Below are 14,959 nucleotides of genomic sequence, written 5' to 3'. Positions count from 1 at the left end.
ATTCCTCAGTAGAAAATTTACTACCACATTCTGTTTTTGAATCCACAATAATCAATGGCTCATTTATCTGTTTCCTTCCACTAAGCCAATTTAGAAAGTTTAGCTTCATCTCTATTTCCCTTCTCAGTTCTACATAAAAGAATAGGAAACAAGCGACAAACTTATTTAAAAGTCTGTCGCTTGTTTTTTGTATTTATCTATATTGTCAAAAGATTTTACGATCACTTTCAGACTGTTCACTCTCCTCTAGTTGATCAATGATTTCACCATCAAATAAAAATTTGAATCGATCAAAGAATGAAAAGTTTTTAATCTTTTGAAATTTTTGATTCATAGCTTCATTTTCTTTTTTTAAATTTGCTGCTTTAGTCTTATATTCCTCTTTATCTGCTTTTCTAGCTTGTTCTAACTCTATATGAAGTCTATTAAGTTCTGACTCACAAGCCTTCATTTTTTCTTGTAAACCAAAATAAGTAACAGAGAGTTCTTCTTTTTTTTCTTGGTATAGAGTTAGCTTTGTTGCTAACTCCGTCAATTCGCTTTGTATTTGATTTTTATTTTCCTTTAATTGCTCAATCTCACGCTCAAAGTTAGCCATTTTAATATACCTTTCTTCATATTCTTCTAGAATAGTCGCTCGATTAATAAATTCCCCATACAAAATGGTTGATTCTTTCTCTAGCTCACCTACAATGCATGTAACCAACTCTTGATCTGAATAGTAATAATTCTCTGTTATCAGATTTTTTATCTTTTTAGGCACGTTCACTTCAAATATTTTCGCACCAATTCTTCCTAATTGATTGCTTTTGAAATCATCAACTTCGTGTGTCACTTTTACTTCTATTGCCAAACAACTATTCCAACCGTAGTATAAAGAAAATGGATACGTACCATTTAACTGTGCTAAAGCATCAATTCTAAAGTATTTTCCTGTCCTGTTATCTTCTAACTTATATTCTACATGCCATTCTTTAACGTAGAGAACTGTAGGCGTTTTTTCTTTTCTATTGTATGGGGCTATTTTTATTCTCTTGATCTTGCTTAGACCTTCTTGAAATAATCGATGCTCCCTTGTCATTGGTTTTGACTTATCCAAAAATTCAATTTTTTCGGTTCGATAATAATGAAAAGAAGGCGTCTTTTTATTTCTCGAGACAAATACTCTTCGTTTATCCTCATTTTTACTGTCATAGTAGATAGACTTTTTTTGACTACTTCTTCTGTCAATAGCTTCTACAGCACTGATGAGTTGGTATGTGCCATTGACGAAAAGATAAGCAAATGCTTTCTGTACTGCCATGTCTTCACCCTAGTCACTTTTTCTACCATTATAACAAAGTTTGAAAATAGTTACATCAAGTAATCAAATTTTTGAGAAAGAAGTCTTGAAATCGTACTAAAGTATCGATTGGGTACTCTCGCCCAAGACGATTTGAATAAACAAAATCTAAATACGAGCCAGACAATCTATGGTAAAGTAAACGTTCTAACCATGACGGTTTTTCTGGATCTTCAATAAAAATAATGATGCTCGTTTCTTCATACGTTGAAATAAGATACGTAACTAATCCTTCATCATAATCATTTTCAACGTCTAAATGATTCAAAAAAATCACTTCTGTTTTTTCTGATATTTGTTCTTCAAAGCTATCAGATTCTCTCACATTTTTATATAAATCACTTGTGTAAATAAACTGTTCTCCTAAGCCGCAAGATTCTTTTCCAAACTCAACAGTATTTAATCTTTTTGGGTACTTACAACTGAATTGCTTTAAATCTGCTTGACTGATTGCTAGAGAAAAAATAGTGTATAGTTGAATAGATCCATAATAAACACTCATAAAATAAGATATATAGCTACCATTACCATAAAACAACTCATTTCTTTTTCTGACTGGAAACATTGCCTTCCCCTTTTCTTCTACTTATTTGAACATTTTTAAATGCCAATTATGCATTTCTGCTTTGGCGATTCTGACATCATTCGGAACAGAAAAACGTAGTCCGCCGTTATCATGATCACAATAACGGCCACTACCTTGTACAATCGGTATACACAACCTTTTTTTTGCATGGATTAAACAGATTTCAGTGTATTCTTGTAATTTCCCCTTGCCTAATAGTTGGTTTTCTCTCATTTCAATGACCTTATTTGCGTTTAATTTGATAGTTCTTAACCGTGTTTGAGTGTCGTTGTATTCTAAAATAACATCGACGTTTCTGACAGCTAAACTTTTTTTCTTTTTCTCTTCTTTAAATGCAATAACTCCCATTCATTCACCCCCTGGTAAAAAAGAAGAAAAACCGTTCATTAGAACGGCTCTTCATCATTTATAATTTACTTATTTCGTCTTAGTAGGAAGCATTATGATATACTAAAAAAAATGATTAAAGGAATGGTTTATCACATGCCAATAAATTATGTTGCAAAAAAAGAAATTCCATACACAATCGATTGGAACAGGTTATTTGATACACTTAATCAATACCAATTTTTTAAAAAAAAATCAATTCAAGAGAAATTCTTACTAAGTTGGAAAGAGCGTATAATAGTTAGTGAGAAAAAATCTTATGAAGAAATCAACAAAATTGATCTAACTACCACTGAACATTTTCCAATAAGAATCTTATTTGGTTCTTGCTTTATCGCATGGTGTGCCATCCATATAGACAACGTAGAAAAATGTATTTTTCAACATCAACTAAACCCAATAACAATTGACCTGTCTTGGTTTCTGAGTGAACATCTCTACCTCTCTAAAAATCAACAAAAATTGTTTTCAACGGAACAGATCCTTTATTCCGTTACAAATACTTACAGTAATTTTTCCTATATACCTATTCTTATATTTTCTCCGACATTTCATTATCCTTATCGTAGAGTTATTGACGGAAATCATCGTGTTGAGTTTGCAATTAAAAACGGAGGCAAATATCTCCAAGCTTATGCACTCACTGAACATTTCTTTTCAGAAAATCCTAACTCTTTCCTTGATAGCTTCAGTCGAGACATTTTTCTTTTTTTATGTGATATGAATTATTTTTACGACAACTGTAATAATCGCCGTAACTGGAAAAATAAAATTCTTGGAAAGTCTGAGTACCACCAATTTTTATATAATTCTTATATTGCTCAGTCTTAGTCGCCCTCCCAAAGCTTTGTTGTAAAGCTATTTGTTTTGAACTATCTTCATTATGACTATCTCTTACGAAAAGCTCCTCTTTTCTTTGTTTATCTTGTTTTTTGATTTGATATTCTTTTTTCATTCCTTTATTTTCCAAAATTCGAGCCAAAATTTTCCTCATTCTCTTTCCCCATTTCTGTCAGTGTCGGGTTGATCTTTTTTCCTATAGTGTCTTCCCTCTTCCCAAAATAGTCGTTTAAAAGTTATAAAGTGAATAATATACGAAGAAGAACCACTCGTTAGAACGGCTCTTCATCATTTACAATTTGCTTGTTTCTTTTTGATCGAACTGTTAAAAAGATAATGCTGCCTAAAACAATAACCCAACCTAATACTTTGATAAAAATACTTGTTGGACTATCGCCAGTATGTGGTAATACTTTGTCAGCTACTTTTTCAACTGGATTTTTTGGTTCTTCTTTTTTCGGATCTTGTGCTTTAGCTGTTTTATTCACACGCTTCTCCGTAATGTGGTGATCTTTCGTTCCATCGGAATCTTGCCATTGCTGATCGGCAGTGTTGAGTATATCGATTCCTGGTTTAACATCCTTCTTCACGGTCATTGGCGCATCGATCTTATAAATCTGGCCTAAAGGAATTTTTTCAGTATCCACGATCGATACCTCTTCCCCTTTAGAGTTTTTCGCTTTTTTGAATACATTCGCAGCAATCACTAATCCTTTGTCTTTGTCCTCTACTTTAAAGGATTTGGTCACGTCTTCACCTTTGGCATTGTAGACTTTAACCGTTTTAGGATCAGCGGTCAAAGAAGCTTTGTCGTACGTATCCACCATTTTTAATGACGTTAGTTTACTGGTTTGGTCAAACGGACGGGTATCTAACCATAATTGATAAACAAGCGTTTGTCCTGGCTTAACTTCAGTCGTGTTGATATTTTCTTTTTCGTTGTTGTCTGTCTTATCGTTGTATGGATCTTTATTTGAGTCTTCGTAACGATCCTTCATTTCTGAATCATCATCTAAAAGTTTGTTTCCTGTTAAATCAACCTTTTCTTTCGATAAATCAAACTTATGTGGTTCAGGTTTAGGTGTTTTTGTCACAACTTCGTTGGAATCCTGTTTTAGATCATTGATTGTTTCCACGAAAGTGTTTAGTACCTTATCAGAGTCTTTGAAGCGGTAGAAAGAAGCATGAATACTAAATCCTACCTCTTTGTCCTTATGCTTGTTTACAACGTCTAAGAATGCTTTTTGAGCAGTAAATAAGACCTTGCCGTCCTTATCTTCTGCTTTGACGAATTCATTTGGTAATTCGTCCCCTGCTTTGTAAGTGTCAAAGTCTGTTGTTGCGTATAATTTGAACCAACCATTGTATCGATCGAATGTTTCATCGTAATCGTCATGAATCGTCCAAGTTGTTGTGTCTTTGCGGTTTGGTTTCAAAATACTTGCATTTAACTCATAAAAGAAATCGGAATTTAATGCCACATTTCCTTCATTGATTGATTCCCCACCATCTGTTTTTGTGACATCTTTTGTAGGTGGTGTTGGCGGTGTTGGTTCTTCTGGTGTCACAGGATTGTTATTCAAGTGGATCGTAGACAAGCTGATTGTTGGTTTCTCAGCTGTCACACTTCCAACTGTCCCTTGACTATTTGGATTTTTCTCTGAGCTGCTGTCTTGTAATGCATATTCACGTTTAGAGAATACAGGTTTAGTTGGATCTTCTTCATAACTAGCAGTAATTGTTAGACGATCTTTTTCACGATCTGTCGTCATACGAATATAAATCGGTCTGATTTTTGCACGACCTTCTGGTTCACTTTTCTCTTCTAGTACCCAATCACCATATACCAGGTTCCCAAAAGCATAGCCATCATCACCTGTGACTGGATCAACACCTGTAATCATGGTAACTGGTTCAGCAACTGTTCCCTCTAATGGAGTAGCGACAAATTCAATATCATTGAACCCTGAAGAACCTTCATTGTTTGGTAAGGTAAATTTCTTGTTTAATTTGAGTGCAGCATCGATCACACGCTCTTTTGACGTTACGTCAGACGTAACCACGTTTTCCGTTTTTTCGTCTTTGTATTTGATTTCAAAATCATGGTTGGTTGGATCAACTGTGTAGCCTTCACCTGCATCGATTTCTTTCCATGTGTATTTGCCTAATGCTAGGTTGCCAACAGAGACTTGCAAGGACGTTTTGTCCACTTTTAATGCGACTGCATCGCCAAAGTTCACTGTCTTCCCACCAACTAAAACACTCGTTACTTTTTCACCTGTGAGTAGTTTTGGTGCGGGTTTGTCACTCCATTTAACAGGATCACCTTTTTTATGTGGAGAAGAACCTGTCGCATCATCATTGTAGAACAGCTGATAAATCGCAGACGTTAGATCTGCTTTTCCGTTTTGTGCTTTTCCAGTGTCTTGATCCACTTTTTGAAGAGTATTTTGACCGACAACAGGTTTGTTTTCTAGCTTCAGCGTTGTCGTTTCTCCTGTTTTGATTATGGTACTTTCATTTGGACGAACCGTTTGACCTGTCGCTGACCATCCTGTCGAACGTTCCACAACCGTATAATTTCCTTTCATGATTCGTTTTGATTTACCGTACCCATTTTTATCTAGCTTGATTGTATCTAAGACTTTTCCGTCTTTGTCTTTTACATCAAAGACTAATTTGTCCAATGAATAGTTGCTATTCCAAGGCTTGTTTCCAAAACCAGTGACGGTTTTATTGATTTCAAGGAAGCCACCTAGAAGTTCACTGATTTTAAAAGGCGTATTGCCAAAGTGACCAGAGACAATATCCAAGTGATTTCCTGCACCGTCCATGTATTTATATTGTACGGCATTGTTATTGTATTTTTTCAGTACAACATAACTATTTTCCGTTAAATCAGAGGAATCCTCATTGATTGCGCCATCAGACGTGGAACGGAATCCATTGCCTACCTGAGTCAACGCCGTATCAGGTGATAGTACGTATCCTAAAGCCCCTTCACCACCCATAGTTGCAAGTTGATTCGCATCAATATCGGAATTTTTGATTGGCATTAACGTATCATTTTGTGGTAGTGGCTGTCCTGTATCGCTATTGAGAAAAGTAAGTGTATAAGAGATAGACTCGATATATCCCATCAAGGTTCCATCTGAAGACTCTCCACCTGCGGCTCCACCTTCTGTTTGTCCACCACCTGTGTTTGATCCCCCTCGGACGATAGACCCCCAACCTAGCGTAATCACGCTATTTTGAGACTTCGCTCCCATTAAGACTGTTTCATAAGGTGTGCCGTCTGGTTCAGTGGCACTATTAACTGTAATTCCTAATGATATAGGTACAAGCGTACCATCAGAAGGTTTAAGCGCTGTCCCTACATTACGAATCAATGCTTTTCCACCTACAGGAATCTCTATAGCTGAATCATTCGGCAAGAAGCCATCCGCTCCGAGGATTGTTGTTGCCGCAGAGCTAATGCTTGATAAAGGTTTGCCATTAGCTAGGCTAGTGGAGGAACCCCAAGCAGCCTGATTAATAATGTAAGTAGGGTTACCAGCACCTTCTAAAAGTCCTGCTAAAATATCTTGAAAAGTTTGACTGGCCATATTATCGGTTGGTGATTTAATGACAGGGGCATTATTGATTGTCCCAACTTGTGTTGCCCCTTCTGGTAAGGTTAAAGCATCCGCTATTTCACTTCCAGAAGGTGGAAGTCCTGCCAGTCCACCTATTAGTAACAGCAACAATCCAAACCAGCTGCCGACTTGTTTCATTCGCTGTTTCAGTGTATGTTTTATTCTTTTTTTCTTCATTTCTTTTCTCCTTCTACTTAAATTGGGGAAGAACGTGCATATTTCACGTTTCTTTTAAGGGGAACGAATACGAATCATGTTGATCTCTCCTTTATAGAACAAAAAAGAAGCAACCAAAATATTTCTGGTTGCTTCTTTCGTTACAGTATTATATTCATTATTTAGGGAAGAAATCTGACCAATCAGCATTTGCGGCATCTTTTTCCGCTTGATTCAAGTCTTCTTGTGTCATTTCTCCTCGTCCACCTCCACCATTAGACGGTTGAGACGGTGCTTGTGGTGCAGGTGTACTTCCGCCACCTGTTGAACCACTATTGCTTGCAGGTGGTGTGTAGCCACCATTCGTTGGTGCTTCTGGTGCGACATAACCGCCGTTGTTCCCTGTATAGCCATTCTCAACGGGTGCTGCTTCAGTTCCTGTTGCTCCTTGAGTCCCTGAAGTCTGTGCAGCATTCGTATTATTTGCTTGTGGATTGGCGTTTGAAGTAGCTTCTGCTTGAGCTTTTGTTGTTTCGTCTGCTTTGGCTTTATCTTCAGTAGCTTGTTTATCGATATCTGTTTTGACTTTATCGAGTTGATCACTTAATGCTCTTTTTGCTTTTTCATTTTTGATCTTGTCTGTTTCAGCTTTAGCAGTGTCATATAATTTATTGTCAGTAGAGACTACTTTTCCCTCTTTATAGACTTTTGCGACTTCTACTTTGGCTTTATCGATTTGGTTGAGTTGGTTTTCTGCATTGGCAAGTAGTTCATTGATCGTTTTATCATAGGTTTTTGTTGCGCCTTCCTTGAAGTAAGCTTTACTGACTTTTTCAACTGTTTCTCTTTTAAGATCATCCGCAATTGCTAAGTCTTTTTTTACATCAGATCCATTGATTGCCACAGCTGTTTGTGTTTGTTGGAATAAACCGTTGATATCAACCAAAGCATTCAGTTTTTTTGTTGCATTAGCTAGGTTGTCATTGACTGCTTTTACTTCTTTATCGTAGGCTACATACTCTTTTTTTGAAAGTTCCTTGTCTTTTTTAATCGTGTCAACTTTTGTCATTTTTTCTTTTAAATCCTTGATTTGTTTGGCTTTAATTCCTTTTACTAAGAAGTCAGGATCTTTGGTATCATATAAAGCAGCGACCTCTTTGTTTAAGTCTTCTAATTTTTTTGTTGTGTCTTTGACCTCTTGTTTGGCTTCTGAAGCCTTCACACTTGATTGATTTTGCGCATAAGCATAAGTACCACCTACACCTAATAAAACAACAGCAGCAATCAATCCTAGTTGTTTTTTAGTTAACTTTTTCATTATAATTCCTCCGTTTTATTGTTTTTATGTACCCTTTGTCTTTTCGCCAATTAAATAATGTGTGCTCAGAAACTTGAAATTCAGTCGCTATCTGCTTTAGTGTAAAACCATAACTGATTAACGTTCTATATTTCTGTTCATCAATTTTGTTCACATTACTTTTTTCACTTTGTTCATAAATCTGCCTACCTAATCTCGTTATCTGCTTGTAACGCTCTGTATCAGGCTTTTTGAACCACTCTGGATCTATATCTAATAAAAGAAGCAGTTCATTCCATCTAAGGTCTTTTTGTTCTTGATTATCCATATTCTCCCTCTTTTCTATAGGAAACGAAGAGTCGAGTTGATACTACAAGCGTAAATTATTACTCACTTTTTATCAAGTGTTTTCTATATCAATGCTTGATCTACAGCTAATATTTTTGCGGTTCTATTGTTTTGAGCTAAATCAAACAAACAATCTTTTATAGTTAGTGCTGCATTTGTCAACCCACGTTCTATCGTAGGCATTTCTTCTGTTGTTGTTCCTGCAAATGATTCTAAAAATTCCAAATCACTCACTGCCTCAAATGACACACCATCTTGAATTGTTGAAACAGTTGTTTGATAGGCGACAACCACTTCATCTGGTTCAGTAGCAATGATCCAGGCTTTGTAGGGGGATTCAAAATAATAATAGTTATAACTCATGATCTGTTTCTCCTTCTACTTCTTGGATCTTACTAAACGTAAATAGTTGTTCAATTGGTACTTCAAAAACATCTGCAATATCGTGGGCTAATAGTAGTGACGGATTGTAGCGGTTCCTCTCTAATTGTATGATCGTTTGACGTGATACGCCTACTTTATCGGCCAATTCTTGTTGAGTCATTCGCTGCATTGCTCGATAGACATGGATACTTGATTCAAAACTACTATTTCTTTTTGACAATTTTTCTCGCCTCCTGTTCTATTCTTTGTATCAATAATCCTTTTAGGGTGATTCCTGCCATAAACAAACTAAATATCATTAATAATAAAGTAACTACTAGAAAAGCTGAGTCGAATGTAGATAGTCTCTCATTTATCTGATTCATGGATAAAATAAGGCAAAACTGTAGAAAAAAAGTTACTGTATTTATGAAATAAGTGAAAAAGTATATCATTGTTAATTCTCCCTCCTGAAAAATATAGTTTCTACTTAGTACCATGACGTCTTTACTCAATTGATCCAAAAGCTAGTATAGTAGAAAAGTAAGTAAGCAGCACGGATATTCCTTTCGCTTTATGCAAAAAATCTATGAAACTCAGTTGTTGAATACTTTCTTTTACATTCTCAAACATATAGCCAATAATTGGAAGATTGAGCGACTGTACAAAAATCATTTTTATGAGTATAAATGCTCCAAAAAGTAACATTGTCTCATAAATAACAAATAAAAATAAAAACTCAATCAACGACTTTTTCCATTCGTTTTTACTATCATTCATTCTTGCTCTCCCTCTTATCCAAAAGCTTCTTTTACTTCTCGTGCCTGGTGCAATACTTCAGCAAGCATATCCTTTTCGTGATACTGACGATTGTTGCCTGCTTTCTTGCGTTCCTTCCGTTTTTTATCCAGGAGAAACGCCAAATCTTCGTCCATTTGATCCGTAAAAGTAATATACCTTCGCTTTTTAGAAGTCACAATCTTCACTCCTTCAGATGTCATAACTAGTATTCCCAATATCCACAATTAGGTACTTTATAAAATTTGATTAGTTCCCTAGATTGTGATCGAACCATGCTTTCTAATAAGTTTGAACGCTGCATAGCTTTTAGATGTTTTCTCTTAGGTTTTATACGAGTTGTAAGATTTCCACGATTATCTATGGTGATTAGGCCTATTCCACTATTCTTCATTCGCTCGTCATAGGCTTTGGAATTATCTTTATTTCTATTCCATTCATTCTCACTAAGCTCTTTTTCAACATCTTTTCTGAGTTTATATAGCAATTCTTCAGGAATCACATAATAGTTGAAATCACCTTCAAAGGATAACTTTGCTTTACTCTTATAATCAGCCTTACTCGTTTTTATTTCATAGCAACGAAATTCCCCGTATGAATCATACGTAATAAAATCTACAATCCCATTAAACGACCAGCCAACGCCAATCGTTACCTCAAAACAGCCATAAACACCTTGTTTGACTGCTTGTTTCCAAAGGGCAGCTTCTATCTCCCTAGTCATTTCTGTCTTTGACATTGTTTCACCCCTTCGGGTGTCACACCCAATTCAAATGGGTGTGACACCTAAAATTCATTAGCCTTCTCTTATTTACTAATTTTTGTTTTTTTGTTACGCAATAGTGTTGCTGTCGCAGGGTTTAAAAGCATCCGTTCACCCCAAACTCTCGGAAACGACATACGAACCTCTCGTACGCCTGAGCAAGTTAATGATCCTTAGATCATTCTCTCCGTGTATTGTGACATTTTTACTGTTGTAGTTCTAACCCCTGTCCCTTAGTAGTCACGCTGATAAACAGGGCGGTCATTGCACACCGACATATAGGTTTCGTCTTCTTTCGTTCTTCCTCAGTTTTCCATCCTATCGGTTAAAAATAGGCGTTGTCTTGCTTCCTCTACCTGGATCAACTAGTCAACAATCGATAATTATTCATCGTGGCTTGTTTTAGTTATCTTCTCAACCTAAGTTCATAAGCTTTCGAGTTAGCTCTAAAAAAGTCTAAAATTGTCTGAAACATGTGTTGCTAATTCGTTTGTTTTAAATTAGCAAATAAGAAAAGGCTAATTTTTTCATGGTTACGTTTCTTGGAGTTGCTTTTTTTCTTGTTTAAGTCGTATCTTTTCGTCTTTCTCTTTTTTTGCTTGTTTTATTCGTTGCTGCGCACGTCTTTTCACAACATCTGGCTGGTTCTCTTCACAAATCAACGTATAAGCTGCTTTAGCTAACTGAGCGCCCTGTAATGTTGCGCCCATTCCCTTACCTGTTTTCTTCAGAGGTAACAGTCGCTTCTGATTACTCGCATAATTACCTGATCGTCGTGCAATTAACACACCTTTTCTTTGTTGTGAATACACACGTTCAATTTGATCGTAAATATCCATAATCTCAACTGGATTTGTTTTCTGTATATGTTTTCGGTCCCCGATAAACAGAAAAGCTTGTTGGAATATCCGATTATCTTGTATGACAAATTCTTCTTTGTGCCTCCCTTTCCCTTTTTGAAAAAGAATCACTCTTTTTCCGTATTTCAACACTTCTTCTGGTGTCATGATTGTCGTTGGCATAAATATATCTCTCCTCTCCTATTCACTTTGACAAGTTAACGAACAAACGAACAACAAAAAAGGGGTGAGACACATTTTACTGTATCTCACCCCTTAAATTGCAACTATCACACCCGTTTTTTTATTATAAATCCATTTACTACTGATACACTTCTACACAAATACGCTTTTAATTTAATACAGCAGCGGTTTACTGAGTTAAATAATTGAATGTGTAGAACTATACCTTAACAGAAAAACACTTATTCCCCTGTTAATTTTTGTAAAGAATTGCTATAATAAGACGTTGTGACGTTAGTTGCAACTAGGAGCCTGACAGGTTCATGTGACATATACATGGATCTGCTCACGTTATAATTCCGCTTGACCTCTTGAATGAGTTGGTCGCTCTTCATTTGGAAGGGATTATAACGGGCTCTTTAATTGTTGTTCGCTAACTTCTTAAAGTCAGTTTAACTTTTTCTTACTTCATGCTTAAACAGTAGCATACACTTTTTTATTTTGCAATATTTATCCGCCAGTTATTACAAATACTGAAATTGTTGCAACTAACACAGCCACTAAAGTCATCTGTATCCCTCCGTCTTCTAAGTATGAAACGTTTCTTGCATTAAGTATATCATGTGAAAATGAAAAGTAAACACTAATAAAAACTTATTTGCCTTTTTGGCACAATAAAAAACCTTACATAGCAACAAATCATTAAAATTTCGACCATTTCTTAAGTAATTCTTAATAAATAATCGTACTTTTTGTGCTTTTTTGGCACAAAATAAAGGAGAATAGTATGAACATTTTTGAATCCATGTCATTTATTAGAAACAGATTGAACATTTCCCAAGGTGATATGTTAAGTAATACAACCCATTCCACTTATTCAAGAATAGAAAGTGGTAAAAGACAAATTAAACTTGAAACACTCCTAGAAATAGCAGACAGATTTGGTATGAATCATGAGGAATTATTTCAATTCTTCGATATGGATAACGAATACCAGAAGTTCATCGATATTTTTAGAACTTTTGCTGACGATACTGATGATGAAACAAATAAAGAAAAGCTTCTAACAAACTTTTTCCCTAAAAAAGAGTTAGGAAAAATGGATAGCTATGAACTTACCTATTATTTTTCCATAAAAGGACATTTAGGCTCTATTTTGTCAGAAATTGGTACTCCCACTGCAGAAGATCAAAAATTTATAGTAAAGTATTTAACTACAAAATCATTCTTTACACAAAAAGATTACCAAATTGGTATGAACATAATCACACATTTGCCCTTAAAAGAACGCATAAAAATTATGGATAAAATGTATCCAGTCATCCTACCTGAAAAAAGAACACCCTCACTAAAAAGATATGCTAACCATATGATGACTAACCTTATATCAATTTGTATATACAAATTAGAATATGAAACAGCAATGAAATACATAGAGATAGCAGAAAACACTATGGATTTTTCTATTGATTACTATCTACGGTTAAACATTCTTTATCATAAAAACGTCGTTCTACGATTCCTAAAACAAGATACAATATATATCACACAAGCTAGAGAAATAATAAAATTAATGTATGCAATAGGCGATCCACAAACTGCCAAACAGTTTGAAACTGACCTAAATAAACTTACAGATAACCCTAAAGAATACCAGAATAACAACAACTATCCACGAACGGTAGTTAGAGAGTAGTCCGTGCAGGGGTATGACAACCATTAAAAATAAAAATCCGATACACACCCCTGCTGTAAAATAATAAATCGACAGAGTATAAAAGTATACATGCTACTCAACACTCTCGAAAACTAAGGGGAAGTATCCTAGATATAATGTATTGGCAGTGTGCATGTTTTAATTTAGCCAGTGTCCCATAGATTTGTTTGCTCACCAAATAACCCTATTTTCTTCCCTGTTTCTGGTGTTTCAAGCATCTTGGTTAGGATAGCTGCTTCTTTAAAAAATGTTCTTATGGCGTTTTTATACGCCTTTTTGACGTGCTGATTCACCACTATTACAGTGCGGATCAGCGCTTTTCTTGTTGCTACAACTAGCCCACCACCTCGGCCAGCCTTTACTTCTACGTAAATTTTCCCTTCAGCTTTTAGCTCATTCAAAGCCTTGTCTAGTGATCTCTTTGGGATAGGTTTATCCTGGTATTGTACAGCTGCTTGTAATTCACTCTTAGTCAATTCAATTTCTGGTCGGTATCGATAACATTGTGCTTCCAGGTATTCTAAAATATCTGCTTTCCATTCACCAACGTGTGATCTTTTACGTTCTGATCGATCTTTTTTGTGTTTATACCATCCATTAAATTTTTGAGTAAATAATTGGTCTTCAGAGAGTGATTCTGAGCCCCAGTTCTCTAGCAAAATTAATACCTTCTCCTTGTTGGCTCCTGGAAAACGTCCAGAATACGCACTTTTGACAGTTCTAACAACATCTTGATTTTTCAAAGGCATTTTCAGATTGCTATTAAATTCATCCATGACATCGAAACATTCGTCTTGATCGATACCAGAAGCATAGTAAGCCAAAGAAAGAGTATAAATAGCGTTATTACGGCCTAACTTTCCCTTTGTTCCAACAATTTTAGGATTATTAAGCAATGTATCTACCCACTTTTCATCGACTTGTCGGATCTCTTTCTGTTTTAACAATGTCAATTTTGAGCTTTTATAAGTACGTGAAGGTTGATATTTCATCGACCAACTGATTAATTGTTGCATATCTTTAGTCATTGGCGGATAAAAATAGGCGATATTATCGGTACGTGGAATACGAGCGATTCCAAAATGATTGCAGCCGAGATCCACTGAAGGCAATGTTTCAGCAAAAGCTTTCCGTAGATTTTCTGACACACGTTTGGCCACTTCGATTGATTGATAATTATTCTTTGAAGAGATATACCAGGCACTTTCCAAAATAAAATAAGCTTGGTATCCTCCAGGAGTTTTTAAAATCAGTGTTGGGATCAATTCTAAATCGAGTGCAGCATCAAGGATCATTTGATAATCGAGTTTTTCCCCTGGTGATCGATCAAAATCAATGATAAAAGTATTGATCTGTTTTAGATTTTCTTCAGCATGACCTTTTACGATCGTGCGGCCATCATCAGCATACGTACCGTAGCTGTATACGTTAGGTGTCCAGTGCGTAAAGCAATCTTCATTTTCCCAAAGAGCTTCTTCAGAAGTCAGAACAATTCCACGAGAAGCGATCATATTTTCCTTAGATCTAAACCCAAAAACAGCGCCTTTGTTGCCTTCTGGTTTTGTGTTAAACGGACGGACTTTGCTATTCTTGAATTTATATTTACGGACACCATTTTTTAATACTAGACTTAAGACCTCTGATAATTGCATGACTGGACACCTCCCAATTTGTGTAATAAAAAAACGAGTACACTGAATAATCA

15 protein-coding genes are annotated in these 14,959 nt (G+C 35.7%); 2 read left to right on the top strand and 13 right to left on the bottom strand.

Going from position 1 to position 14,959, the window contains the following annotated elements; genetic code table 11:
* Nucleotides 1-205 precede the first annotated feature (205 nt).
* Genes A5819_RS18430 through A5819_RS18420 form a run of 3 tightly spaced genes read right to left on the bottom strand, consistent with a single transcriptional unit; the run spans nt 206 to nt 2,276 of the window.
* Complete coding sequence (locus tag A5819_RS18430; RefSeq protein WP_086282247.1) at nt 206-1,303, bottom strand: hypothetical protein; 1,098 nt, start codon at nt 1,301-1,303, stop codon at nt 206-208.
* A 55-nt stretch (nt 1,304-1,358) separates the two neighbouring features.
* Nucleotides 1,359-1,907 carry a hypothetical protein gene (locus A5819_RS18425; protein ID WP_086282245.1) on the bottom strand — a complete coding sequence of 183 codons (549 nt, stop codon included), beginning with the start codon at nt 1,905-1,907 and terminating at the stop codon, nt 1,359-1,361.
* Between the two features lie 21 nt (nt 1,908-1,928).
* Nucleotides 1,929-2,276 carry a hypothetical protein gene (locus A5819_RS18420; RefSeq protein ID WP_086282243.1) on the bottom strand — a complete coding sequence of 116 codons (348 nt, stop codon included), beginning with the start codon at nt 2,274-2,276 and terminating at the stop codon, nt 1,929-1,931.
* Between the two features lie 135 nt (nt 2,277-2,411).
* Between A5819_RS18420 and A5819_RS18415 the strand changes: the two genes are divergently transcribed.
* Nucleotides 2,412-3,146 carry a hypothetical protein gene (locus A5819_RS18415; protein ID WP_139843339.1) on the top strand — a complete coding sequence of 245 codons (735 nt, stop codon included), beginning with the start codon at nt 2,412-2,414 and terminating at the stop codon, nt 3,144-3,146.
* A 281-nt stretch (nt 3,147-3,427) separates the two neighbouring features.
* On the opposite strand, the gene A5819_RS18410 is transcribed toward A5819_RS18415, so the two are convergent.
* The 9 genes from A5819_RS18410 to A5819_RS18365 all read right to left on the bottom strand — a co-directional run bounded on the left by A5819_RS18410 (nt 3,428) and on the right by A5819_RS18365 (nt 11,537).
* Entirely contained in the window at nt 3,428-6,967 is a 3,540-nt protein-coding gene (locus tag A5819_RS18410) for an LPXTG cell wall anchor domain-containing protein (protein WP_086282241.1), read from the bottom strand.
* A 157-nt stretch (nt 6,968-7,124) separates the two neighbouring features.
* Nucleotides 7,125-8,264: a hypothetical protein gene (locus A5819_RS18405; RefSeq protein WP_086353105.1), complete on the bottom strand. Its 1,140-nt coding sequence runs from the start codon at nt 8,262-8,264 to the stop codon at nt 7,125-7,127.
* Nucleotides 8,248-8,571 carry a hypothetical protein gene (locus A5819_RS18400; RefSeq protein ID WP_086353104.1) on the bottom strand — a complete coding sequence of 108 codons (324 nt, stop codon included), beginning with the start codon at nt 8,569-8,571 and terminating at the stop codon, nt 8,248-8,250. The genes A5819_RS18405 and A5819_RS18400 overlap by 17 nt, the downstream gene beginning before the upstream one ends.
* An 83-nt stretch (nt 8,572-8,654) precedes the next feature.
* The gene (locus A5819_RS18395) at nt 8,655-8,954 is read right to left on the bottom strand and encodes a hypothetical protein (RefSeq protein WP_086282235.1); all 300 of its coding nucleotides are present in this window, start codon (nt 8,952-8,954) and stop codon (nt 8,655-8,657) included.
* Nucleotides 8,944-9,144 carry a helix-turn-helix transcriptional regulator gene (locus A5819_RS18390; RefSeq protein ID WP_086282299.1) on the bottom strand — a complete coding sequence of 67 codons (201 nt, stop codon included), beginning with the start codon at nt 9,142-9,144 and terminating at the stop codon, nt 8,944-8,946. Before A5819_RS18390 ends, A5819_RS18395 begins: the two co-directional genes overlap by 11 nt.
* Before the next feature lie 317 nt (nt 9,145-9,461).
* Complete coding sequence (locus A5819_RS18380; protein ID WP_086282232.1) at nt 9,462-9,734, bottom strand: hypothetical protein; 273 nt, start codon at nt 9,732-9,734, stop codon at nt 9,462-9,464.
* A gap of 14 nt (nt 9,735-9,748) precedes the next feature.
* Nucleotides 9,749-9,955, bottom strand: a complete 207-nt coding sequence (locus A5819_RS18375) for a hypothetical protein (RefSeq protein ID WP_086282231.1) — start codon at nt 9,953-9,955, stop codon at nt 9,749-9,751.
* A gap of 2 nt (nt 9,956-9,957) precedes the next feature.
* On the bottom strand, nt 9,958-10,491 hold the full coding sequence (locus A5819_RS18370) for a hypothetical protein (protein ID WP_086282229.1): 534 nt from the start codon (nt 10,489-10,491) through the stop codon (nt 9,958-9,960).
* A 557-nt stretch (nt 10,492-11,048) separates the two neighbouring features.
* Complete coding sequence (locus tag A5819_RS18365; RefSeq protein WP_086282226.1) at nt 11,049-11,537, bottom strand: hypothetical protein; 489 nt, start codon at nt 11,535-11,537, stop codon at nt 11,049-11,051.
* A 787-nt stretch (nt 11,538-12,324) separates the two neighbouring features.
* Between A5819_RS18365 and A5819_RS18360 the strand changes: the two genes are divergently transcribed.
* Nucleotides 12,325-13,233, top strand: a complete 909-nt coding sequence (locus tag A5819_RS18360; RefSeq protein WP_086282225.1) for a helix-turn-helix domain-containing protein — start codon at nt 12,325-12,327, stop codon at nt 13,231-13,233.
* A gap of 164 nt (nt 13,234-13,397) precedes the next feature.
* Here A5819_RS18360 and A5819_RS18355 read toward each other — a convergent pair whose 3' ends face one another.
* Nucleotides 13,398-14,906 carry a primase C-terminal domain-containing protein gene (locus A5819_RS18355; protein WP_086353103.1) on the bottom strand — a complete coding sequence of 503 codons (1,509 nt, stop codon included), beginning with the start codon at nt 14,904-14,906 and terminating at the stop codon, nt 13,398-13,400.
* Nucleotides 14,907-14,959 lie beyond the last annotated feature (53 nt).

The organism is Enterococcus sp. 7E2_DIV0204, assembly GCF_002140855.1.
GTDB classification, from domain to species: domain Bacteria; phylum Bacillota; class Bacilli; order Lactobacillales; family Enterococcaceae; genus Enterococcus_L; species Enterococcus_L lemimoniae.
Note: the sequence above shows the minus strand (reverse complement) of the source record. Positions and strands in the feature narration are given on the sequence as shown.